Origin of the sequence: Affinundibacterium seohonense, assembly GCF_014284305.1 — a bacterium.
In the GTDB taxonomy this organism is placed as follows: domain Bacteria; phylum Pseudomonadota; class Gammaproteobacteria; order Burkholderiales; family Burkholderiaceae_D; genus Undibacterium; species Undibacterium seohonense.
The window spans coordinates 29492-53996 of record NZ_JACOFW010000009.1 but is presented as its reverse complement, the minus strand read 5'-3'; the positions used below and the strand labels follow the sequence as shown (position 1 = coordinate 53996).

General features: G+C 45.8%; 19 protein-coding genes. 7 read left to right on the top strand and 12 right to left on the bottom strand.

Translation table 11 applies throughout. From position 1 onward, the window contains the following. Positions 1-131: 131 nt before the first annotated feature. The 3 genes from H8K52_RS09915 to creD all read right to left on the bottom strand — a co-directional run bounded on the left by H8K52_RS09915 (position 132) and on the right by creD (position 8113). On the bottom strand, positions 132-1964 hold the full coding sequence (locus tag H8K52_RS09915; protein ID WP_186922745.1) for a S8 family peptidase: 1833 nt from the start codon (positions 1962-1964) through the stop codon (positions 132-134). Between the two features lie 477 nt (positions 1965-2441). After that, complete coding sequence (locus H8K52_RS09910; RefSeq protein ID WP_186922744.1) at positions 2442-6401, bottom strand: sensor histidine kinase; 3960 nt, start codon at positions 6399-6401, stop codon at positions 2442-2444. Between the two features lie 290 nt (positions 6402-6691). Next, entirely contained in the window at positions 6692-8113 is a 1422-nt protein-coding gene (creD, locus tag H8K52_RS09905) for a cell envelope integrity protein CreD (protein ID WP_186922743.1), read from the bottom strand. A 211-nt stretch (positions 8114-8324) separates the two neighbouring features. Between creD and H8K52_RS09900 the strand changes: the two genes are divergently transcribed. Beyond that, positions 8325-8606, top strand: a complete 282-nt coding sequence (locus H8K52_RS09900; RefSeq protein ID WP_186922742.1) for a hypothetical protein — start codon at positions 8325-8327, stop codon at positions 8604-8606. A gap of 63 nt (positions 8607-8669) precedes the next feature. Here H8K52_RS09900 and nhaR read toward each other — a convergent pair whose 3' ends face one another. Genes nhaR through H8K52_RS09880 form a run of 4 tightly spaced genes read right to left on the bottom strand, consistent with a single transcriptional unit; the run spans position 8670 to position 11156 of the window. Beyond that, on the bottom strand, positions 8670-9584 hold the full coding sequence (nhaR, locus tag H8K52_RS09895; RefSeq protein WP_186922741.1) for a transcriptional activator NhaR: 915 nt from the start codon (positions 9582-9584) through the stop codon (positions 8670-8672). A 13-nt stretch (positions 9585-9597) separates the two neighbouring features. Beyond that, complete coding sequence (locus tag H8K52_RS09890) at positions 9598-10206, bottom strand: DUF2062 domain-containing protein (RefSeq protein ID WP_186922740.1); 609 nt, start codon at positions 10204-10206, stop codon at positions 9598-9600. Positions 10207-10223: 17 nt separating this feature from the next. Then, a complete protein-coding gene (locus H8K52_RS09885; protein ID WP_186922739.1) occupies positions 10224-10751 on the bottom strand; it encodes a tellurite resistance TerB family protein in 528 nt (175 codons plus the stop codon). A 24-nt stretch (positions 10752-10775) separates the two neighbouring features. Further along, positions 10776-11156, bottom strand: a complete 381-nt coding sequence (locus H8K52_RS09880) for an HPF/RaiA family ribosome-associated protein (protein ID WP_186922738.1) — start codon at positions 11154-11156, stop codon at positions 10776-10778. Between the two features lie 321 nt (positions 11157-11477). Here H8K52_RS09880 and H8K52_RS09875 point away from each other — a divergent pair, with 321 nt between their 5' ends. From H8K52_RS09875 to H8K52_RS09865, 3 genes are all read left to right on the top strand, one after another. Further along, positions 11478-11867, top strand: coding sequence for an MAPEG family protein (locus H8K52_RS09875; protein ID WP_186922737.1), 390 nt, complete (start codon positions 11478-11480; stop codon positions 11865-11867). A gap of 23 nt (positions 11868-11890) precedes the next feature. Then, positions 11891-12112, top strand: coding sequence for a DUF2798 domain-containing protein (locus H8K52_RS09870; RefSeq protein WP_186922736.1), 222 nt, complete (start codon positions 11891-11893; stop codon positions 12110-12112). 61 nt (positions 12113-12173) lie between these two features. Beyond that, positions 12174-12425 carry a hypothetical protein gene (locus H8K52_RS09865; RefSeq protein ID WP_186922735.1) on the top strand — a complete coding sequence of 84 codons (252 nt, stop codon included), beginning with the start codon at positions 12174-12176 and terminating at the stop codon, positions 12423-12425. 9 nt (positions 12426-12434) lie between these two features. Here H8K52_RS09865 and H8K52_RS09860 read toward each other — a convergent pair whose 3' ends face one another. After that, positions 12435-13946 (bottom strand): tetratricopeptide repeat protein, encoded by a 1512-nt coding sequence (locus H8K52_RS09860; protein ID WP_186922734.1) that lies wholly within the window; start codon positions 13944-13946, stop codon positions 12435-12437. 125 nt (positions 13947-14071) lie between these two features. Between H8K52_RS09860 and H8K52_RS09855 the strand changes: the two genes are divergently transcribed. After that, positions 14072-14554 (top strand): low molecular weight protein-tyrosine-phosphatase, encoded by a 483-nt coding sequence (locus H8K52_RS09855; RefSeq protein WP_186922733.1) that lies wholly within the window; start codon positions 14072-14074, stop codon positions 14552-14554. Between the two features lie 95 nt (positions 14555-14649). Here the strand turns inward: H8K52_RS09855 and H8K52_RS09850 are convergent, their stop codons facing one another. The 4 genes from H8K52_RS09850 to H8K52_RS09835 form a co-directional block, all read right to left on the bottom strand. Further along, a complete protein-coding gene (locus H8K52_RS09850; RefSeq protein WP_186922732.1) occupies positions 14650-16959 on the bottom strand; it encodes a M28 family peptidase in 2310 nt (769 codons plus the stop codon). A 209-nt stretch (positions 16960-17168) separates the two neighbouring features. Further along, entirely contained in the window at positions 17169-18023 is an 855-nt protein-coding gene (locus H8K52_RS09845) for a helix-turn-helix transcriptional regulator (protein WP_186922731.1), read from the bottom strand. Positions 18024-18061: 38 nt separating this feature from the next. Then, the gene (locus H8K52_RS09840; RefSeq protein ID WP_186922730.1) at positions 18062-21610 is read right to left on the bottom strand and encodes a M1 family aminopeptidase; all 3549 of its coding nucleotides are present in this window, start codon (positions 21608-21610) and stop codon (positions 18062-18064) included. Continuing rightward, complete coding sequence (locus tag H8K52_RS09835; protein ID WP_186922833.1) at positions 21603-22490, bottom strand: ABC transporter ATP-binding protein; 888 nt, start codon at positions 22488-22490, stop codon at positions 21603-21605. The genes H8K52_RS09840 and H8K52_RS09835 overlap by 8 nt, the downstream gene beginning before the upstream one ends. A 128-nt stretch (positions 22491-22618) precedes the next feature. Here H8K52_RS09835 and H8K52_RS09830 point away from each other — a divergent pair, with 128 nt between their 5' ends. Together H8K52_RS09830 and H8K52_RS09825 are read left to right on the top strand one after the other, a co-directional pair. Further along, positions 22619-23398 (top strand): sensor histidine kinase, encoded by a 780-nt coding sequence (locus tag H8K52_RS09830; protein WP_186922729.1) that lies wholly within the window; start codon positions 22619-22621, stop codon positions 23396-23398. A gap of 13 nt (positions 23399-23411) precedes the next feature. Beyond that, a complete protein-coding gene (locus H8K52_RS09825) occupies positions 23412-24125 on the top strand; it encodes a LytR/AlgR family response regulator transcription factor (protein WP_186922728.1) in 714 nt (237 codons plus the stop codon). The last annotated feature ends 380 nt before the right edge of the window (positions 24126-24505 follow it).

The window sequence follows — 24505 nt, the reverse complement described above, 5'->3', positions numbered from 1 at the left end:
TCTTGTCTCGCTTTAAAGTTAAAAAGCCGTCGACTGTGAAATCGACGGCTTTTTTACTACGAGTTTTTAATAATGAATAATAGTGAACGTGAAAAGGACTAGTTAAACACGTTCACTAGGTTTTCAAAAACTTATTGCACTACGGCTTTCACACTTGCACCACTGACAGTTGCATAGGCATTGACTAACAAGTAGTAAGTGCCAGCTGCTGGAGCGCTGAAGCTGATTGTTTCGGTGTTAGTCGAGCCATCAGATTTTTTGGTGAAACTAGTTGTGGTTGGTGCGGTTGTCATGCGCGCATACAAATCACCATCACCAGTGCCGCCTGTCAGTGTAAAGGTCAAACTCGTCTTACCCGCTGGAACCGTGATGTAGTAGAGCTTAGAGGCATTGGTCGCTAAGCTGACGCCCTGCGCAGTGCCACTGACTAATGCTGTGCCGCTTGGTGGCGTTGTACCAGTTTGATAGCTAGCAACAATCGATGCACCACTCACCGCTGCATCAGCACGTGCTAACAAATGGTAAGTACCCGCTGTTGGTGTTGCGATGGTGATGGTTTCTGTATTGGTCGTGCCGTCAGATTTCGCTAAGAAATCGGTGGTTGTTGGTGCTGAGCCCAGTTTTGTATACAAGTCACCATCACCAGTGCCACCTGTCATTTTGAATGTCAAATTCGTTGCGCCAGTCGGAACAACGAACGTGTAAGCTGCACTTTGGCCTGTCGCTGCAGAGAAGGATTTTGCAACGTCTTTCGTCAATACGCCACCAGTTGGCGGCGTCACAACATCACCATTTAAGAATTGGATGTTAACAAATTTATTCACGCCAGATGGAATGCCAGAAATTTTGCCTGTCGTAGAATTATTGACAATCGCTGCTGTGACTTGTGATGGTGTGGCGTTTGGATTGGCAGCTAAATACAAGGCAGCGACACCAGCCAAATGTGGTGACGCCATCGATGTTCCTGACATCGAAGTCGAGCCAGTGTTGGAACTGTAGGATGCTGAAGTGATGTTAGAACCTGGACCATACACATCAACGCAAGAACCGTAGTTGGAGAAGCTAGACATGGCATCACTGCTAGTTGTGGAGCCGACTGTGATGGCACTCGGTGCACGTGCTGGTGAGTAGTTACAGGCGTTGCTAGAGTCATTGCCAGCAGCTACCACGGTGGCGATGCCAGCGTTGGTCATACGAGCAATCGCGTCGTCAGTCGCTTGTGATGCACCACCGCCCAAAGACATGTTTGCTACTGCTGGTTTTACTGCATTGGCTGCTACCCAATCCATCCCCGCAATCACACCAGAGTTTGAACCGCTACCGTCGCAACCCAATACACGTACTGGATGCAATGTCACGTTTTTTGCTACACCCCAAGTGGTGCCACCGACCGTACCAGCAACGTGCGTGCCATGACCTTGGCAGTCATTGGTACCTTGACCGTCATTGACAGCCGTATAGCCATTGCCCATGCGACCAGAGAAGTCATTGTGGGTACCGCGAATACCTGTATCCAAGATATAGGCGTGGACACCGCTGCTGCTTGGGTAAGTGAAAGAGCCATTCAATGGCAAATTGGTTTGATCAATGCGATCGAGACCCCAAGTTGCGCCAGTTTGGGTGCCGCTAATTCTCATCACTTGGTCCGCTTCCACATAGTCAACGGCCGGATCATCGGCCAGACTTTTTGCGTTTTCCACGTCGGTAGTAATGACTGCGCCATTCAATACATGGTTGAATGAACGTTCAACTTTAGCGCCAAAACGCATACCAACGGCTCTCGCAACATTGGCGGATGTTTGGCGTTCACCGCGTGCACTCATCATCGCATTGTCTTTGAATACAACGATGTAGCGATTAGCGATCACGTTTTGTGCGTTGATTCCTTTGATTTCGCCCGCGTTGGCTGCAAAGCATGACATCACAGCAGATGCCACCAGCGTATATTTGATTAATTTTTTCATTTGAGTTTTGTCTCCCAGATTTGGTTTTAACTATAAATTGCTAACTTGTTGAAATACAGGCTATTTTTATCGTCAAAGTGCTTTAACTGCTATTAAGTTTCATTGAAGAAAAAAACTTACAGTTTATTTTTAAGCACTTATTTGGTCGCTGGAATTTGATTTATATCAATTTCAGCGCCAAGCAGGAGTATGTATTCAACAATTTAAATAGACAAACAGATTCTTAAAAAAATGTCATAAAGGGTATTTGAACTGTTGTTTTTTATTGTATTTAGATGATGCTTATCAACTATTTTTCTGGGGAAATATTTTTTGATTCCGTATGAAAAATCGGGTATGCCGACGTCAAAAGCGGGAAGCTTACAAGCATTGAGAGAGCGCATGACGATGGGAATGATGATTGCCAGAGATTGCTATCTGGGCGAGGCTTGGGGGCTATGTCAACTAAGCGTAACGATTCAGATTAGGATGTCTCATTCAGTCTTGCTCGGACTGGCCGTCGATCACATTCACAGGTAATTCTAGGATGAATACCGTGCCTTTATCGATCACACTCTCGACGCGAATTTGTCCGCCCAATAAAGAATTGACGATGTTGTAGGTGACATTGAGCCCCAAGCCTGAGCCACCGTGTCCTAGCTTCGTGGTGAAGAAAGGCTCAAAAATACGGTGTAAATATTCCTCTTTGATACCCACACCGTTGTCTTCAAATTTAATTTGTACACGTTCTGCCGTGAGCAAACACGCACTGATTGTCATGACGCCGTGTTGGCGTCCTTCAAAGCCATGCAACATAGCGTTTTGTAAGAGGTTAATTAGGACTTGTCCATAGGAGCCAGGATAACTATGCATGGCAATATTCTCGGGGATGTCAATCGATAGCTCGTGCTCTAATTGACGCACTTGATTCATCATGGTGGCGACAATTTCAATGGTGGTCTTTTTTAAATCAAAGAGGCGTGACTGCGCACTGGCTTGGTCAACCGCGACTTGTTTGAAACTGCTCACCAGATTCGCGCTAGTGTGTAAACTTCGGATCAGCAAAGTACAAGCCTCTATGCAACGTTCAGCAAAGTTTTTGAAGTCAGATCGTTTAATCGAGCCACGCGCAATTGTGTCGGAAATGCTGTGCACGCTATCTTCAATCGCGCTGGCGATCAATAGACTATTGCCCAACGGCGTATTGAGTTCATGTGCCACACCCGCAACCAAAGAGCCTAGGGCGGCTAATTTTTCACGCTCGACTAATTGCGCCTGCGTTTCTTGCAATTGTCGATACGCTTCAGCATTGTCCAGAGCGATACCGACGTAAGACGCTAGCGTACGCAAAATATCTAGATCGGTTGATTGGTAGGCGTCCTTGATGAAACTTTGCACACCGATCACACCACGAATTTCGCTTTTCACGAAGAAGGGCACGTACAGTATCGATAAAGGTGTAACCGATACAGCGCCATTGTCGAGAACCGCTCCCCAGCTCTTAGGGTTTTCTGTGAGCGTTAAATCTTGAATATAGTGGTGATACTCTTGGTATAAATCATTGATGAAAAGTTCTTTTCTGTGATCGATGCACCAAACTGTGAATTGATTTTTATTCGCGCAATCACGGGTGTATGGGGCATAGCGTTCGCCAGCCTCGATCACGAATGGAAAGTCAATTTGATTGCGCCCTGGATCATAAAAGCCAATACCAAATACGGTCGCGTCCATCAAGTTATTTACATTTCGATAGAGTAGCTTGATGATCGCGTCAGTGTCTAAGGTCGCCGTAATCTCTTTGCCGATTTCACTCAATAAGGAGATATTTCTATGGGCATGTTCGAGCGTCTCTTTTTGCTTTTCGACCGCAAGCTTTTGATTTTGTAATTCTTGGGTTCGAAGAGCAACCTGGTCTTCCAACAATAATTTTTGTTGCATCAATTGACGCACGCGGAACACAAAGAAGGCATAGGTTAAGCCGATGAGAAACACCACGAACAATAATCTAAACCACCAGGTTTTCCAGAACGGTGGTGAAATATTGATGGATAAAGAGATTCCCTCCTCGTTCCAAATACCATTCTTATTGCTGGCTTTGACCCGAAAGGTATATTGGCCAGGATCTAAATTGGTATAGGTTGCGAAACGTTTTTTTGCGTCAGTGTCGACCCAGCCGGGATCAAAACCGACCAGCTGATAAGCATATTCATTGCCCATCGGGTTGGCAAAATGCAGAGCAGAAAATTCTATTGAAAAAATCGAATCGAGATAGCTTAGTTTGATTTCTTTGGCATCGCTGATGGCACCTTGCAAGCGAGGACTATGACTGTTCTTTAAACTCCCGATTGATTGATTGGAGATTAAAAAATCCGTGATGACTACTTTTGGCGGGATCGTGTTATCCGAAATATCTTCTGGCTTAAAACGGGTTAGGCCAGTCCATCCACCAAAATTCATGGTGCCATCTTCCGACATCAAAACTGCGCCTATTAGGAAGGAGCCTTCGATCATGCCGTCTTTGGCAGTGTAATTTTTAACTCGACCAGATTGCCGATCAATACGCGAAATACCGGCGGTGTTACTGAACCAGATATTGCCAGATTTGTCTTCCAGAATTCCTCCCACGGATTCGGCAGAACCATCCGCTTTGGTCGGAAAAAAAGTAAATTGGAATTTACCATCCGCGGTTTTTTCCATCTTGTTTAAACCGCCAGAAGTCCCGACCCACAGTTTGCCGCTACTGTCCTCAAATAAGGCATGCACGCGATTATGGCTGATACTGTCTTTGATAGCGTCGTCATGCTTCAGGTGGATGAATTTTTCTGTGGTGCGGTCAAAATAATCTAGACCATTCATTGTGCCTATCCAAATGACGCCACGCTTATCTTCCATGATCGATAAGGCCCAATTATTCGCGATGCTGTCAGGATCATCGGCATCATGGCGAAACGTCGTAAAGTGCTTTTCACCCGGCTGACGTCGATGAAGTCCACCGCGACTAGAGATCCACATGGCACCGGTGTGATCAAGTATCATCCGTTCGATGTAATTATCATTGGTATCGTGGCTGATGAAGACAGGTGTGAAGCGATCTTGTTTAGGATCAAATAATGTCAATCCTGAGCGCGTACCAATCCACATACGCCCGTCTTTCTCCGGTAAAAAGCTCGCGATTTGGTTATCTTGGAGACTATGTTTTTTTTGAGGATCTTTTTGCCAGACTTCCACGTGTTGATTATGCAAATTGAGCTTTAACATGCCACCGGCATAGGTGCCGAGCCAAAGATGATCTTTATCGGCAGGTGCAATCGCGCGAATGCGATTGTCACTCATACCAGTAGCATCGTCTTGAAACTGCACAAAGCGACTAAAACCACCACTAGCTAGATCAACTCGACTTAGACCCGCTGATTTCGCGCCAACCCATAAGGCACCGCTTTGATCCTGAAAAATCTTACTCACATGGTTGTGCAGCAGGCTGTTCGGGTCGAGTGGTCGATGTCGGAACTGTTCAAACACGCCAGAGGCTTTTGTGTATCGCAACAATCCTTGGCTCACGGTACCCACCCAAAGTGTGTTGTTATGATCGTGATAGAGCGCCTGTATGTGCGATAAATCAAAGTTTTCGCGATCCGCAAAGGGCTGTACGATAGGCTTGTTCTGATGTAATGCAAATTTGGATAAGCCAGCGTCACTACCTATCCACAGAACGTGGTCTTTATCAATGGAAAGCGCGATGACATTGTTTTGTCGTAGATTCGAGCGATTACTGAGATTGATGTCGATGTGTTCGAAGCGTTTAGTCTTTGGATCGAATTTATCTAGTCCAATCGGGGTCGCAATCCAAAGATTGTTTTGATCGTCACGCACCAGATCGTTGATTAAGTCGTCGCGTAAGCTGTCTGGTACATCTTTATCGTGGCGATAATCCTCAAATGTTTTGGTCAGCATATTGAAGTGCATCAGGCCATAGTCCGTCGCCAACCATAAGCCGTCAGCCCCATCGTTGACGATCGCATAGATTTTGTAATTGCCTGATAACCCAGAATTTTTGTCGCGTCGGATGAAGTTTGTAAACGTATTGGTGTTTCGGTCAAATAAGCTCAGACCAGACTGGGTTCCTATCCACAGACTGCCATCACGGTGCATATACAAAGCGGAGGCAAAGTTGTCGCTGATGGTTTTAGGGTTGCGAGGGTCACTTTGAAAAACAGTCGTCCGATAGCCATCAAATTTGACCAAGCCGGCTTGGGTTCCAAACCACATAAAGCCCTGCTGATCTTGTGCAATAGACGAAATCGATTGTTGGACAAAGCCCTGTTCTTGACCAATATGCTCAAATCGTAAGGAGCCTACAACGGCAGCATGGGCAGTGAGCATTCCCCAAACTGACAGCAGCAGGCATAGCAAGATTTGCCACGGGCGCTGAGATTGCGTCACCACATTACCGATCAGCATGTGAAGCTAGCCTTGTGAAAGTGCACAGCGAATTGAGAGGTAGAATGAATTACACCTAAAGTTGTCTACAGGTATCTTAGTCCACATTTAAATGCCGTGCATCTGCAACTTTTTTAATCGTGGTTTTTTCGAATTGAAGTCGGCAAGAGCTTTTTTTTTGATGCCTTTATTTAATGAAATAGGAAGTCTTTATGATACTTGTACGGAGATGCAGTGATTTCTCTTGCAAAAAAAGGGTATGAATCCCCATGAGGAAATTCATACCCAAAGCCGATATTGAGAGATGATGATTAAGGATTGCTGACAGGGCTGGAAACGCTGCTCTTACCGATCTGATACCAATCGACTTTGCGCGTGATCAACATGATGGCGGCCAATACACTGAACAACAGGATACTTCCCATAATCAGGGCATTATTTTCGGACTGTAACAGGCCAAATAGAACCGAGTATAAGAGCGTCAACGCGGCACCAAAACCGACACCGCGGCGCCAGCTATGCAAGGCATAACTGAGATAAAAACTAATCAAACTCAAGCACGCCGTACTAGCGATTAAATACGCCAAGGCGAATTGGATATGCTCGGACAAACTGACGAGTAGCAAGAAGAACAGCACCAGCGCCAAGCCGACCAAAGCATACTGCACCGGATGTATGGGTAATTGTTTCAAAATTTCAAACAGGAAGAACGCGGCAAAACTCAGGGCAATAAATAACAGACCATATTTGATGGCACGATCCGCTTGAGAATAGATATTGATAGGTTCAATAAAGGCTACGCCGAAGCTATCGATTTGCTCCGCATTTTTGGCAGGGATAACCATACCTGGCGGCACATTGACTGGCGGCGTATCATCGAATTGGCCGTTCTCACTATTTAAGAATTGTTGCTGCGCATTGCTTGATAAGGACGAGATTTTCCACGTCGCACTAAAACCATTGGCATCGATCTTACGCTCTTTGGTTGAAGGCAGAAATCGTCCATAAAATTGCGGATGCTGCCACTTCGAACGGATCGTGACCTGATTGTTTTTAGCGATAGGGATCATAGCAAATTGTTCAATCCCGTCGATATGTAGGCTCAGCTGAAATTTGCTCGTCTTGGCTGTAGTGAAATCGAGTTTGCCTAAAGGGGCGTGTAAGCCTTGTTTGAAGCTGTGAAGTTGGCTGTTTTGTTGGAACTCGACGGCCTTTCCGTCCCAATTGATGCTGGGTACGTTCTTCAAACCACGCGTGTCACCCAAGCCGATACTCACATAAGCGGGAGCGACGACGATGATCGAATCGCTTTTTTCCCGTCGAAACGCGTTTTGCTCTGGTAGCGTAAAACTGCCGTTGAGTTCATTAGCGCCGCTATATACCAAGACTTTATGAATCCCGCGATAACGTTGATCGGTATCGATCGTCGACTGCATTGTCAATTCGTTGGGGAATACAAACAGTCGCTTCTGCAGGACACGCTGACGCATTACACTGCGCTTGCTGGCGGCATCAATCACTTCCTCTTCCTCATACTGTTCACTGTAAGGAATGACTAACACGGGACCGAGCAGGCTCTGTTGGCCGACCGAATCTGCAGCAATACTGCGCACGGCTTCATTTCGAAATTGTAAGCGTGTACTGATAGTATTTTCTATCATCGACAAAGGAATGCCTATAATTAGCATTAACACGCCGACCATCAGCATTTTGATAAATAAAGTTTTTTGCATAGTTGACTCCAGGTTGAGGAGTCACTACTGTAGATAATGCTGATGTGTTGACCGTGAAGTTTGTCTTCAGATTTGTGTGCTGGGTGTGAAGTCATTCACAAATTGATATGAGAGTATCGCGTAATGACGTATTTTTTGCCGATTTTGCGGCATAATCATAATAAAGCGACACTAAAGTTAATAAAATCTTTTCATCTAAATTTGATCTCACATGCAAAGCGCGAATGTCAAAATTGAACAAGAGTTTCAATCAAGCCCTGTGATCCGTCGGCTCCTGTGTGCCTTGGTTTACTCCTTAGGAATCTTTGCTAGCATTTCAGTGCTTGGCGTCTTGAGTGTTAGTGCAGATTGCCAAATTGATGGCAAGTGCAGTAACAAGGATCGCGTTGTCGATGTCGTATTGAGTGCGGTTTGGGTCTTGGGCAGCGTAGTTGTCGCCTATAAAGCCTGGCGCAGTGAACTCATTGGATGTCGTAAAAAAGCACTGGTTTGACGGTGCCCATCGATCAGTCTTAAGCCGCCAAGGCTGATTTCCCCAAGCTAGATATTGAACCACTTAGCTATATGCGCGCTGCCCAAAGATATCGTTCTTAGCCGTTTGATTAATGGTGACGATGGCAGGATCGGATAGACGTCGTTCGGTGGTGATCACATAAATTTGTTCAACCACGTTGGGAATGTCGCCAACTGCCACCACATTGTATTGCAAGCAGATGTCGCGTTGCATGGCGCTAGGTGCGACAAAGAACCCCGCGCCCCCACTACCAAACGCTTTCATCAATGCCCCGTCGTCAAATTCGCCTACGATGGTCGGGCGTATTTGATTCTCATCAAACCAACGCAATAATTTTCCCTGAATCGCAACGTCTTCACCTGGAATCAGAAATGGCGCTTGGTTTAATTTTTGAGGAAACTTTCCTTTGAACTGTCTCGCTAAAGTCGACGTGGCAAATACAGTCAAGCCGCATTCACCGAGTAAATGGTTGTAGGCGCGCACGTTAGAGCCCGGCGTTAACGGTCGATCGGCAATAATGAGGTCGAGCTTATGCAAAGCCAATTCGCCCAACAGCAAATCTAAACGACCTTCACGGCAATTAATCCGGATCGGCTCTTCAATTGTCAGTGCTGGCTGGATGAGTCGATACGCGATAATTTTGGGGACGGCGTCGGCGATGCCGATGCGCAGCGTGCGTCGGCGCGTGGCCATCTGATCGCGTAATTCATCGAGTAATTGATCACTGGTGTTGAAGATGGTGTCGGCATAATTCAAAATCCGCCGTCCCGCCTCGGTGAGTTCAATATTCCGTCCGGCTTTACGAAACAATTCCACTCCCAAGGTCTCTTCAAACTCGTTGATCTGGCCACTGATCGCATGCGCCGTTAGATGTAATTGCTCTGCTGCTTTGGCGATACTGCCTGTCTTGGCGACCATCCAGTAGTAGCGTAAATGTTTGAAATTGAGTGCTGCCATGGGTTTGCTTTCTTCAGTTGAAATGGCGATGAACGGCAGAATTATCGCGCAAATTTTGTCGCAACGATGTGCTCCGTTGTTGTCGTTGCGAGCGCCTACGCTTCATGGTCAGATGTTGATGGACGCGCCAGATCAACTGGACGGCGCAATAGGCTAAAGCAGACAGTGCCGCTGCTAACAAGATCATACCAACTAACCATGGCGTGCCTAAGCCGCCAATCCAGCTGATCCAAGTTTCCATCGCTGCCGCGGGTGAGGCCCAATCCGTTACCGGCATTTCTGGCAATTGTCGCCAGTCAGTGCTGCCCAGCGCGCTTTGCCCGATTGCATAGGCCAGCATGTAGATGGGAACGATGGTCAAGGGATTCGTCAGAAAGGTACCGATTAAGGCCATCGGCAAGTTGACCCGTAAATACAAGGTCAGTGCGATTGCTGAAATCATTTGCAAGGGGCCGGGGATCATCCCACAAAAGACCCCAATTGCGAGACCGACAGCAATTTTTTCACGTTGTACTAACCAAATTTCAGGCAGGTCGAGCCGACTGGTGAAGCGTCGGCTGACCTCGAATTTTTGGATACTGTCCTGATTCGGTAAGATACGTCGCAGAAATTTTTTTGGCATGGTGTTGGTGGATCAGTTTAGAAATGCGTTTCCAAAATGGAAGGCGTAGACACGCTGGACTGTGACGAGACATTCTTAGGATGACGTAGTACATAAGCTTGTTGTTCCGTGTCATAGCTCTGCGAGGCAGAAGCACAAACTAAGTTGCTGACTTCGATCAGATCGAGTTCCCATTGCTCCATTGCCCTAGAGATCAAGATCGCCTCACCATCACTCAAACGCTGATCTGCATCGACCACCGCTAGCATGATCTTTAACAGCGTTTTGCGTAGCCGTGAGTCTTGAACTTCCTGCAAAATGCCGTCGATGCTATCGTCGTCGAGTTCAATTTGTCCATGATGTATTCCTGGCACGCATTGCAGCATATCTTCGCACAGCAGATGAACGATTTTTTCAAAATCGGCATCTGACATGCCTAAACGCGCTAAGACACCGTAACGCACCATCACATCAAGCTCGGATTTATCAAGGCCCCCATCAACCAACATCGAGAGCGCAATGATGCGCGCCATGGCTTCGGGACTATCGGTTGCATACTGTCTCATGATTTCGTGTTCTCCAAGATTCGTTTAGTGCTCAACATATTCTGCTTGTTCGCTTTCTTGCGGATCCGCAGCAGGTGTCTTTTTCAAGGTGGCGTGGTGGTGTTCACGTGCACGTTCAATTTGTTTTGCCAGCACTCGCTCTATTCTGCCTATCGCTTTATCGATGGCGACGTAGAGATCGGAATCCAATTCATCGATCACAATATCTGTTCTGCCTGCCAGCGGGATTTGAATCAGACAACGCTTGTCTTCGCCGCCACGTGGGCCATTGATATCGGATAAACGAACAGTGACTCGTCGTACTTCATCGCGCGCCCAATCCGTGGCAAAGCTTAAGCGTCGCATGGTGTGTTCGCGCAAGCCGTCTGTCAGTTCGAAACCGCGCGCTTGGATGTCAATATGCATGGTCAATCTCCTTGTCTATGAATCAGTTATCACTACGGGTCGCGTCACGGTATGTGATGCGGTGTAAGCTGATGAGTTCTAGTATATGGATCACCCATTGCTCATTCAAATCGAATATAAATTACTAATCAATCGAAAAAGTCGAGCTATTGAAAAAGGGCGATCAACATCAAAGACTGAACTTTTAGAAAATGCGAATCGATAATGGACACGATTCTAGATGCGTGTTCCCAACGGCAAAATGTAAATTCCATTATCATGGCGCGGCAGAGGTAGTCGAACTTTCACCTCGAACATTATTGACAACTGGGAAAACAAATCATGACGATAGCAAATTGGTGTGTATTGGCAGCATGTTTTATTCCGATTGTGACTGTCGGATTTGCCAAAGGCAGTAGCGCAAAACTCTCACGCAAACACGGTGGTTACGATAACAACCACCCGCGAGAGTGGGCGGCAAAGCTGAGTGGCTGGCCACAACGTGCCATTGCCGCACAAAATAACGGTTTTGAGGCCTTGCCCTTGTTTATCGCAGGCGTCTTGTTAGCGCAGCAGGCACAAGGCCAGCAAACGACCATCGATGGCTTGGCGATCGCCTTCGTGATCTTACGTTGCTTGTATGTCGCAGCCTATTTGATGAATCGCGGCACGATTCGCTCTTTGATCTGGTTTGGCGGCGTCGGCGTGAGTGTCGCGCTGTTTTTCCAATAAGTAATCACAATTCCCCTTAAATTATGACTAAAGAAAAGAAACTACAACTTAGCTTTGCGCTCATCATGTCGATGTTCATGGCGCTTTGCATGTCAGGCATATTGACAGCCTTGAATACTGGATTGAGCGACGGATTTTTTCTACGATGGACCCGCGCATTTTTGGTGGCGTGGGCATGCGCTTTTCCGCTGGTGATGGTGTTCGCGCCCTTGACGCGTAAGATCGTAGGACGTTTATTTCCATAAAGTACAAAGGCGGAGGTTTTGGCCTTACTATGTGAGCTCCTCAACATTATCCCTATCCCCGATGAATGAAGAACTCTTGTTGACCGAATTAATCGGGATGTTGCCTAGCCCGACTTACATCGTCATTTCTATTCTCTTTGGCGTGATCGGGCTATATTGCTTTCAAATCGGGAGAAAAACCACGAATCCACGACTGAAATGGGGCGGCTTGGCACTGATGTTTTACCCGTATCTGATTGGTAATGACACACGCCTTTTAGTCATCGTCGGTTCTGCTTTGTGTGCCTTACTCTATTTCTGGCGTCGATCGTAAATGTCGATCTTAAATCGCTCGCAAAACCATGATCAGGCTCTTGACCTCGATTTGCGCTTCATGGCGTCCGATATGTTGCTCGCCATGTGCGACGTGAAATCCAAATTGTTGCGCCATCTTGTCGATGTACGCTCGTGAATGTTGGTAGCGTTGAGTGCTGTGCAAATGAATGTCGGCAGTGTCTGATAATTCGACAGAAAATGTGAAGAAACCTCCCTGTACTAGCCTGCGCTTGACCAGATCAAAGACTGTCCCTAAATCGCCAAAATACACCAACACGTCAGCTGCCAATATCAGGTCGAACGTGCGCTGCTCTCGTTGAAGATAATGGACGATATCATCGCAAACCAGTTCGCTGTAGTCGCCTCGTTGCGCGGCTTTTGCTAACATGTTTTCCGAAACATCGACACCAATCAAGCTCGTTGATATCGATCGTAAATAATCGGCGCACAAACCCGTACCGCAGCCTAAATCGAGACTTGATAGTGTTTTATTGACGATCAATCCTTGTACAGCATCTTGTAAGAGCTCAGGGATACGATAAGCGAGGTGTTCTTGCAAGTGAGTGTCGAAATGTTCGGCGTATTGATCAAATAATTCTTTCACATATGTGATCGGTGCAGCCGACGGCATCGCTTCTTGCCCTAAACTGGCTAACAAATAGCGCAGTTGTTCTTGTAGGGCTGTATCGGTCAGGTAATGGGAGGCGTTTTGATAAGCTTGTACTGCCTCGGCTTGCTTATTGGTGCTTCGATATAGGTGGCCTAGTTGCAGATAGGCGTTGCCAAAGTCCGGTCGTATTTCTATCGCCCGCTGAAAAGTGGCAAGTGCTTCTTGATCGCGTTTCAGTTTGGCCAATATCATCCCTTGATTGCAAATCACCGCGGCCTGTTGTTGTGGTGATGACGATGTATCGAATGCGAGCTCGTACGCCACCAAGGCGAGTTCGTAACGTCGCAATTGTTGCAAGCTAAAACCCCGCGCAAATTGGGCTGCAGGGTAGTGCCGCCGCGACCGTAAGGCGTCTTCTACATCGAGCAAGGCGTGCTCGTGTTGGTTCATGTCTTGCAAACAAACTGCGCGGTTCAAATAGGCTTCAGGGTAGGCAATTTGTAATTCCATTGCTTTGGTGAAGCTCTCCAATGCCTCTTCAAAGCGACCTAGATGCCGTAGACAATTGCCACGATTATTCCAGGCCATTGCATAATCGGCTTGCAGTGATATTGCTAGCTCGTAGCACGCTAAAGCTTCTTCGGATTTACCCAGTTCTTGTAAGGTTGCACCGAGATTGCAATGAACTTTTGCTTGTCGTGCATCGACCTGAATCGCTTTGGCAAAAAAGTTCAGTGCAGTTTCGTGGTCACCACGTTGCTTGGCAATCACGCCAATCAAATGTAAGGCGTCAAACTGGCGCGGATTGATTTGTAAAACCTGTGCGTAAGTATCTTCCGCCAGTTGCAAACGGCCTTGCTGATGGTGGGTGATAGCTTGCTGTAATAAATTTTGAATAGGATCTGACATAGATGAAAGTAAATTGCTAGGGCCGGGCTAATTCACATATTAGACCATAGGGGGCGCGCTAAAGTCATTAACGAGAGTGATGCAATCTCAGTATAATTTACGACATCAATGACCGAGGATACATGATGACTGCACTGAAATTGAATGCCATATTATTCGTTTGTATGGGGAATATTTGTCGCTCGCCGACGGCCGAAGGTGTGTTTCGCGGCAAAGCCCAAGAGGCGGGTTTGCTCGATCAATTATTGATTGATTCAGCTGGCACGCATGCCTATCACGTGGGCGAACCGCCTGATTTGCGTTCACAAGAATTTGCACGAAAGCGTGGCTATGATTTGTCGAAGCAAAGAGCGCGTCAGGTCAATGCCAGCGATTTCGAAAAGTTTGATCTAGTTTTAGCGATGGATAAAGACAATTTACATCTTCTGCAAGATCAATGTCCTACGCAGTACCAACATAAATTAAAGCTGATGATGTCCTATGCTACGCATAGTCCGTCTGATGTTGTTCCCGATCCTTATTACGGAGGAGGACGGGGTTTTGATACGGTGTTGGATTATATTGAAGATGCGGCTGATGGTTTGTTGGTGGCGATACGCACAGGGTAATTGCTGCCAACGGTGTTGGGCTTCGCTGCGCTCAGCACCAACCTACCAGTTTCTTGACGTAGGTTGGTGCTGAGTGCAGCGAAGCCCAACAAGCCTTAAGGAATATCCACCAAAGTTACCGTCTGCATTACCAAATCGACGCCCGTAGGCACCAGCAAATTTTTGGCACTCGCTGGCATCACATAAAAGGTATCCGTCGCTCGTATCTTCATACTGTTTGGCGCTTGATCTTTAGCGATCTGGAAGCGCAAAGTGACACCTTCCTTCGCCATCGCATGGACGCTCGTCACCCATTTGTCCTTGGCTGCAGTGCTTAAAATTTGATCCTGGAGCTTGGCTGATAAAACTTTGCCCCCTTCAATTTGTATCCTGACGTTGCTAGCTTGATCGGGACTACTGATATGAGCGACGATTTCACGTTGATCACCAAGAATTTGATCCGACACGATACGCACGGAAGGAGCGGCGATACCGACATCGGGTGCCTTCGTTACCCAATACTTCCATTCACTGCGCGCACTTTCTTTGCCGAGAACTTCTGGTACCGTTCTTTGTATGGCATCGGTATTAAACATGGTCAATGTTTTTCGATCTAAGAGGCGTTGCGGTGCCAGCCAAAAGCTGTGCTGTTGTTGCGGCATGGCGATATACACTAGCTGCTTGGGAATAGGGTGTGCTTGATGAAAATTCTCTGTGGCGATCGCGCCAAAAGCAAATGCAAACGCGCCGGCAATAAGGAAAATTCGGGCACGCAATTCCTGCAAAATCCACACTAACAAAGGCGTGACCAATCCCAAAAAGAGAATGAACAGAATGACAGGCACGCCCAAAGAATGAAAGCCCAATGCAATGTTAAATAGCAAAACTAGTGGCGAAGACAGGATGATGGCGAACGCACCGCCAGCGAGGTAGATCCAAGCGGAAGAGGCAGAGTCGTCCTTGCATTTCATCAATTCTAAGCCTAGCCATGACAGCATGACGGCGGCTAAAGGCCACGCAAAGAGGAAGCTCGCGCCGGGAAACCGGTAGCTGGTGACAAAAAGTAGAATAATCCAAACCATTGCGGCGCCAAAAGCCAATTCTTTTGCGCGTATCCAGCGCGTTAGCCAACGCTGCCACAAGCCGAATATCACCGCACTCATCACGAGTACGCCCAATAAATAATAATGCCCGGTATCTTGATCATGCATCTCAAGATAAGCAGGGCTTAATTTGAAGACCAGGTTCCATGCCTGCTGTGTCAAGAAGCCGATCCCCACGATGATAAGTATGAAACTGACCGCACCACCCAAGCTAGCAACGATGCGAACCTGAGATCTTTTCCTGGACATCCAAAACACGGCGACACTCAAAGCGGCAATGATGAGCGCAAGAGTTAAGGCAAAGTTTGCTGGATAATGCACCAAGCCGAGTAATGGAAAACTGAAATAGACGTGGTCTTCAGCGTTGGCAGATGATTGATATGCGCTTAAATCTTGATTGCCAAAATGCCGTGCCAGTTGCAACATCATTTGACCTTGTTGCTGTTGTGAAGCGGGACTGATCAAGTCGGCTCGGTCATAACGCGTGTGGTAACTCGATATATTTTGTATCATCGCGAAATTTAAGCCGGGCACGCCTTGCTTACGAAACACCGTAAAGTCCGTGTCATTCGGCAAAGCTTTATACACTTCATACATCATCGAATTGCTGATCACACCAGGCACCGCCTGCGCCAGACTCGCGATCAGTTTACCGTTACCAGCTGATGGTTCAAACATCATGACGGGTCCGGCGTTGCCACGGTTGTCAAAGTTGAGCACGATGCCTACATCTTTCATCCACGGATGCGATTGCGCAAAACCAGACGCCCCTAATAAGCCGACTTCTTCACCGTCACTAAGTAAGGCAATAATATCGTTGGCCAAAGGTGCTTGGGCTTTTAAGGCGCGTAAAGTCTGCAAGATGGCAATCACCGAAACCCCGTCATCACCAGCACCAAAACTAGTGGGAACGGCATCGTAGTGCGCCAGCAAAAGTACTGCTCTCTTGGTTTGATCTTGGCTATGATTGCGACCAGCCAAACGTACCACGATGTTTTGTACCTGGCCGTTGGCGGTGCCTTTTTCGAAGCTGGCGAAGGTTCTATGCACCTCGGGAGTGAGTCCCATCGCCGTGAGCTCAGCCAACAAGTACTCGCGCACTTTCGTATGACCCGCACTGGCAATAGGATGCTTATCTTGGGTGATTTTCTGTAACTGCGCTTGGGCTGCTGAGAGAGAAAACTGATCCGCTTTGGGCGTTTCGGTCAGTGGTGCAGGCGGCTGCACTGACTCTAATCCGAAATAAACTAAGGTGACAATCGTAATGAGTATGGCAAACATCGAGAAACGATGTTTCGCGGTAGCAGGAAAAAAGAAATGCATGCGAACTCCTAAAAAAGGTGTGTGCATGCATTCTGATGTAAATCATCGTTCTTGCAAACTAAGTTGCAAACTAAGTTGCAAAGGATCTCCTATTTTTAGCGATATCTAACAACAAATCGATTTCTTGTTCACAATTTCAATTGGCTAGCGACAAAGGCACGCAAGCGATTGCCATCCGGATCGAGCGCAACTTGGGACGCGATTGAGCGTCAGAATCGGCTTTGATAAGACGCTAGCTCATCAAGCATTTGATCCTGTAGTTCCGGTGGCGACACAATCTGAATATGCGGAATCCAATACCGAATAATGGGAAAAATCTGATTCAAATGCGCGACCGTCGATGTGACTAGCAAACTCCCGTCAGATTTTTCCTCTTCGATCACCTGAAGTGGAATCAACTTTCGACGCTTAAAGTAATGTGCGATTTCTTTACTCACAGACATGGTAATTGTTTGCTTTGACGTTGAGAGCCAGATACCGTCTTCATTGAGCAATTGTTGATTTACCGCTTCATCCCACACAAAAACTTCCGATGACATAAACAGATCACGAATTTTTGTAAAGGAAAAAGTTTTCAGCTTATCTTTGTCTTGGGCTGCCAAATACCAGATGCCTTTATTGTTGATCAGTTTGTACGGAGCGATCTTCTCATAGGATTTCGTCGCATCATTTTTCAAATAGCTGAAGGAAATTTTCTTTCGTTCCTTAATCGCTTTTTCTAGCTGCGAAAATTCTTTTTGTAACTGCGTCAAATCCTCATAGTTATGCCCTTGCACCAGCATATTGGATTCGATGCGAGCGTCAAATAGTTCACCCAAAAATTCATCGGACAGCGATGGAAACAAGCCTTTCACGCCAGCTAGCCCAGCAAACCGATCAATATCTTTCGTGCTGAGCTTTCCCAAGTAATGCGCACTGAGACGGTACCAACCATATTTTTTCTCCAAAGGCAAATAAGCAAACCGAATATTCAAGTCACGTTGAATAGTGCGAAGGTTGACGCGAAATTCTTCAGCCAAGTCTTTTGGTATGAGCTTTTCGCGTTGATTTAGCTTGATCAACATTTGTGAAAGTCGATAAACCAGCGTGACTTTTTCTTCAGCTACTTTTCAATTTTGAACAAATTATCCCCTGGTGTCCGGTCGATTCGCAGGCGTCGTGGATCAATTTGCACATACTGAGGCTGTTCACGGCTACGAAGTTTGAGAACGCTGCGATCTTGTGTGAATAGGTGTTTCGTCAGCAAAATTCTGTCCGCTTGTTTCTCGATTGGGAAGTTGGTAAATAAAGCGACTTCGATTTCTTCATCAATGCGCTCTTTCTCCTCAAGATTATTGGCTTGGTTCACGACAAATTTGAGCGTACTGAGATCAATAGTCGTCTCGTATTCACCATTCGCTAATTGCACCGATTTTGCATTGTGTATCGTGAAATCGTGAAATACGACACGTTTGAACAAATCATCAATCACCTTCTTCTGCGCATTATCCGCTTGCTGATAAAACAGATTCAATAAGTCCAAAGAAGTTGGCTTGCGTGGATACGCGAAATCCTTGAGTAAATTACGCAACGCGATATTGATCTTCTCCTCGCCAATCAAACCCATCAGGGCATGCATACTATGCTGGCCTTTGTTGTAATAGATATGTGGCTCCATGCCGACACTGAACAAAGGACGTTCGGTGTTGTGGCTGTAAGGGCGCAAGCGTAAGTAACGGTCGATTGCCTGATGTATCGCCTCCAAGTTGGCGGTCTCGCCATAGAGCTTATTCATCATGACGAGTTCTATGTATTTGCACAACACTTCCGTCAACATCGAATAGCCGCCAATGTGATTCGGATCAATGGCAAATCCCCAAAATTGATGTGCAAATTCGTGCGAGACGCCATTTAATAAAGGATTCTTTTCAGCGCCTCGATTATCTAAGTTAAAGAAGCGATTTTCCACACCCAAATACATGCCAGGTTGCGCGCTACCAAATGATTGCGCCTTGGCGAAGTACGGTAGTTCCACCACGGTGAACTGTTTATCAGGATACGCTTGTAAATGCGTCGCAAAATAATCCATCGTTTTGGTCAAAGCATCCAAAACCAAGGCATCATCTTTATCATGTTTAGGACTGCGATAAAGGCGAATATCCACACCATTATGCCGCGCTTCTTTTATGGCAAATTGCGCCGAGATCATAGCCAGTTGCAGCGCTACTTTATTTGATGTCTTGTAGTGAAAAAATTGACGCCCCTCTTGCTGCCATTGGCGCTGTAATTGACCGACAGTCACCATTGTTTGGCGGCTGGCAAGCGGTGTCGATAGTGTGGCTTCAAAATGCGCATGATCTTCTTTTGCAAGTTGATCGCGATCACTTGGAATCGCCAATTTAGAAGGCGCTAAGCCACGGCTCTTACGTTCTTGTTCATCGCTGATCACATAACGTGAATCGAAGCCAAACTGTGGTAACACATCTTCCAATTCAATATAACTGCCACCTTTGGTAACCCAATGTTCACCATCTAATTTAGCAAAAGCATTATGTGTGACGGCCAAGGATAACGTCACATCTCGCGTTTCGTTTGCTTGCATCGCAGGTTCCAGCGCAAACCAATAGCTTTGATACGCAGCATCGTATGAAATCAGTTTTGCGCCTTTGATCTGCATGCTTTGTTGTATGTGCGGTTGCTTGAGTACATTGACTAAAATCTTACTGATAGGCTGCGCGCTTTGATTGCTAATTTGTAGCTGTGCCTTGGCTTGATAAGACCGTTGTTCCGGTTCCACATCTACCTGGAAGTTAACGCTGGTGATGGTCGGTTGCGGCAAGTCCTTATATTGACTGTACTGCTTCTCATATTGCTCCATCCACGCCAACTTATCTTTCGCGCTGATGTAGGTGTTGAATATGTTTGTTTGATAAAAAACGTAGCTGCCAGAACCAACAAAACACAACATAAAACCAGCTAACCAGGCTTTACTACTACGTGTCCATGATGTGGAAATCAAGTGCTCACCCCGGCGCCAATATTGCACAGCGAGCAGGCCAAAGATGGCGCCTAATGATAGCCAGTAGAAACCGTACCAATGGAAAGCCTCATGGTGATAAATCGTGTTTGCCATTTCAGAGAAATAAAACTTCGGACTGTAAGCAAATACCAGCAAAGGATGCTTGACGTTCAGCGTCTTCCATAAGATATCGAGGCTGAAGACACCGATGGCAAGCAAAAATCCGACTGCTTTGTGTTTTGCAAAACACTGCAAAAGCAAGCTCAATAAAGCCACCGATAGAATAGGTACACCTGCGTAATAGTAAAGCAGGGCATAGGCAGAGAAATTCAAATCTGTTATGCCGCGCAGCAATTGAAAGACAATCGCGGTCAACATGCCTGCGGTGATCAGACTAAAGAGAATCGCTAGGACATTGCTGAGTTTGGCGAGAAAAAAAGTAAAGTTGCTGGTCGGCGTGGCATCAATAATCGCATATGCATTGATCGCCCGGTCATTCCAATATAATTCAACGGCATAGATGACAGCGACTAATTTGCCGAAGATGATGAAGGGGTCCAATAGCGATTCTAAGACTAATTCACTCGACGCATAATAAGGCTGGGCGCCATTGATTGGCCCGGTCAACATTTCCACTGTCAGATGTACCGCCACAAAAACTATTGTCAGTATCATTAATACCCAAAAGACTTTCGCCCTGGCCAAGCTTGCATATTCTATTTTGAGTTTTGAGAACCAAATATCGATATGGAAATCCTCAAACTGATGGTTGGGGACGACCGCTTGATAAGGCTGAATCTTTAATCCAGAGCTTGTCGTTTCCAATTCAACTTTCTTTGAGCGCTCTTCTTGCAATTTGAATGAGAATCGTTGATAGGTATAAGCGAACATCGATAAGCTGATCGCGATCCACAGCAAGCGATTGCTCAATAAACTTCCAGAGAGTTGCGGTTCCATCTGATTTCTTTGTGCGTTTACCCAATACGCCGATTGCTCAAAGTAGGCGATCAAGCCGTACGGTTCCAACAAAGCAGAAAATCCATAATTACCACTAGTGAGTGGCGATGACCTGGCTAACAAAGGTGAGTTGCCTAACACGGAAGCAATCACATACAACACATACACGATAATCGCAGCCACATAGATCGCTAACATATTCTTGGTAAAGATTGCGGTGGCAAAAATGATAGATGTGCAAAGCAAAACGCTGGGCATGATAAAGATGGCAAAGCTGGATAAATAGTAATGCGGCCTGAATGGGCCTATTTGCTTGGCGTCTAAAAAGAAGCTTGTTACGATCATGGCGAGCAACATCGCAAACATTACCAACAGCGCTGCTAAGAATAGTCCCAAAAAGCGGCTCATCATGTAGTGAAACTTGTCGAGCGGCGTGGTGAATATCATGGACTCGGTTTTATATTGACTGTCACGCAGCAATACGGGTGTTGCTAAGGCACACACCAGAAAAATAATATTCGGCGAGATAAAAAGTAGCGTCTGGGTAATCGCGTAGGAGGAGTTTGCGTATAAAAAAGCCGAGCCGCGCTGGGTCGTGATGAGCGAAGCCAATGCGCAAAACAATAAAATACCGAGCCAGAATCCCGCCTGTTTAAGATACAGTTTTAATTCGAATAGGACTAAGCGATTAAGCATGTTGCGCTCCCTTTTCAAATTTTTTCAAGGTCGCAAAATACACATCTTCTAAACTGGCAGAGATCAGTTCGAAACCGATCTCTGGTTGAAATTCACTTTGTATCACGATCTGTGTTTGCCCCGTGACCAGACGCTCAGAAATGACATTAAATTTTTCTTTATATTGCGCGGTTTGATTGCGCGGTACCATTTTGCTCCAGATGCTGCCATCCATTTCTTGAATGAGATGTGTTGGTTTTCCTTGCAAACACACTGCGCCATCAATCAAAATCGCCATGTTGGGACATAACTGACTGACATCTTCAACGATGTGGGTTGATAGGATGACGATGACATTTTCGCTGATTTCACACAATAAATTATGGAAGCGATTACGTTCTTGTGGATCAAGTCCGGCAGTTGGTTCGTCCACAATAATCAAGCGCGGCGAACCAAGTAATGCCTGCGCAATTCCAAAGCGTTGACGCATACCGCCTGAATACGAACTCACATCTTTTTTCCGCACATCATACAAATTGGTTTGATGTAGCAACTGCTCAATTTGCGCTTTGCGCGCTTTATGATCGACCACACCTTTCAATAGAGCGATGTGATCGAGCAAGTCATAACAAGATACTTTAGGATAGACCCCAAACTCTTGCGGTAAATAACCTAAGCAACTGCGTAAGATGTTGGGATTTTGAATCACATCTTTGTTATCAAAACTAATTTGACCATGCGAGGCTTTTTGCAAAGTCGCGATGGTGCGCATCAAGGATGATTTACCCGCACCATTGGGGCCAAGCAGACCGAATAATCCCGGTTCGATATCTAAGGAAATGGATTTAAGCGCATGCACGCCGTTGTCATAGGTTTTAGAAAGATTGCGTATGGTTAGCATAATTGCCTCTGCTGAAAGCACAAAAGTTTTGATTGCTTTCATCATACTGGTTGTAAAATCAAAATAAATACGACAATGACGAACGACGCATAAACCATGTCAAACGACAATTCATTCTGAGTACGAGCTTGAAAACCTTCTTAAAAATATTTTTGGTGAGCGGACTGTATGCCGGTTTGCTTTACGCCGTTTATCGCTTGAATAACTCTGATCTGATGATGGTCTTCATTACGCTGTCGCTAATGATCCCTATCGTGTTTTTGATTTTCGATAAATTCAAACAAGCGCAAGTGATCGACCATTTACATCAAGAAACCTTGAAGGCAGAGTTGAATTTATTGAAGAGCCAAATCAATCCGCATTTTTTCTTTAACACACTAAATAATTTGTATGGACTCGCCGTCGCCAAGTCTGATCTCGCGCCAGAGGTCATTCATAAACTTGCGCAAATGATGCGATTTACGATTTATGATGGACGTAAAGATAGTGTTAGTGTGGCCGAGGAAATTGCCTATTTAGAGAATTTTATTGAACTTAATCAGATTCGTCAGCAGCACCAGATTGATATCCGTTTTAACAAAAACATTGCCGATCCACTGCAGCGCATTCCCCCCTTGCTGTTTATTAATTTGCTGGAAAATGCGTTTAAACATGGCGTGGAGACGCTGTCCTCCCAAGCGTTCATTGATTTCACATTAAGTACGGATTCAGAATCGATTACTTTTACGATAGAGAATAATTTTGATATCCAAGTGCTAGAAAAAAATAAACGACAACGTGGCAAAGGAGGCTTGGGAACAGAGAATGTTCAGCGTCGCTTGGCTTTGCTTTTTCCTAACAAACACCAGTACCAAAGCCACCAAGACGGCGATCGGTATCGTGCGCAGGTGAATATTGATTTGACTTAGTAGAGACACCCTTATGGCATTGAATTATGTAATTGTTGATGACGAACCTATTGTCCATACTATCGTCCGAAAGTTTGCAGAAGACTTTGGTGCACTACATTTTGTCGATGGCGTTTTTCGGGCGACCGATGCGCAGTGCCTTTTAGAAAGTAATCCTGTCGATCTGATTTTTTTGGATATTCAAATGCCCGGGCTCACGGGCTTTGAGTTTTTGCGTAGTCTCAGTCAGCGCCCCTATGTCATCATTGTTTCCGCTCATAAGGACTACGCATTAGAAAGCTATGAGTATGCGATTACTGATTATCTGCTAAAACCTTTCAATTTTGCCCGTTTCTCAATCGCCGTCGAAAAGGTGTTGCAAGATATGGCGCGATTGAAAGCCTTGCAAAACACACTGCCTGTATCAGAGTCCGCGAAAGCTAAAAATATTTTTATAAAAGACGATAAGAAGCAGCATCAAATTGCATTAGATACGCTGCTATATATTAAAGCGAATGGCAATTTCACTTCGGTCTACCATTCAGGCGGACACATTCTCAGTCAGATGAAAATTTCTGATTTTGAAAAACTCCTACCTAGGGAGGAATTCAGCCGCGTACATCGTTCTTACATCGTTGCACATCGCGCCATCACATTAATGAGAGCGAATGAAGTTGCGTTGGGCAGTACGATTGTTCCGGTAGGGCGAGTTTACAAAGAGGATGTTGCAAAGATATTCAAGGTTTGAGTGAAAAGTCTGTCTGTATTTAAATGTTGCGAGGTATTGACGGGTAGCGTGTGAGCCTATCCTTCATGCATTCTTGATCTTCGTGAGAATGCTTGAAATAGGAAATGGAAGGTGATCGTTGCCCTTACTGAGTTTGATTGTTTACTACATGTTCGTTGCTCGTTGCGATGCTCAATTCTGCCCATTCAAGCTCATCCACCAACTGCTATCAAATCAAAAGTGGCGATCCAAAAAAGCTCTGCTTAGCAAAACCAAAATCGAAGTAGGCTATCGCCACAATATTTCAAACACCGATAAAAAAACACTTCTCTAATTTTGTGCAATTCTTAACTTAGTCAGACACATACACTAGGCAAAAACATCAATTTTGCCTAGCATAC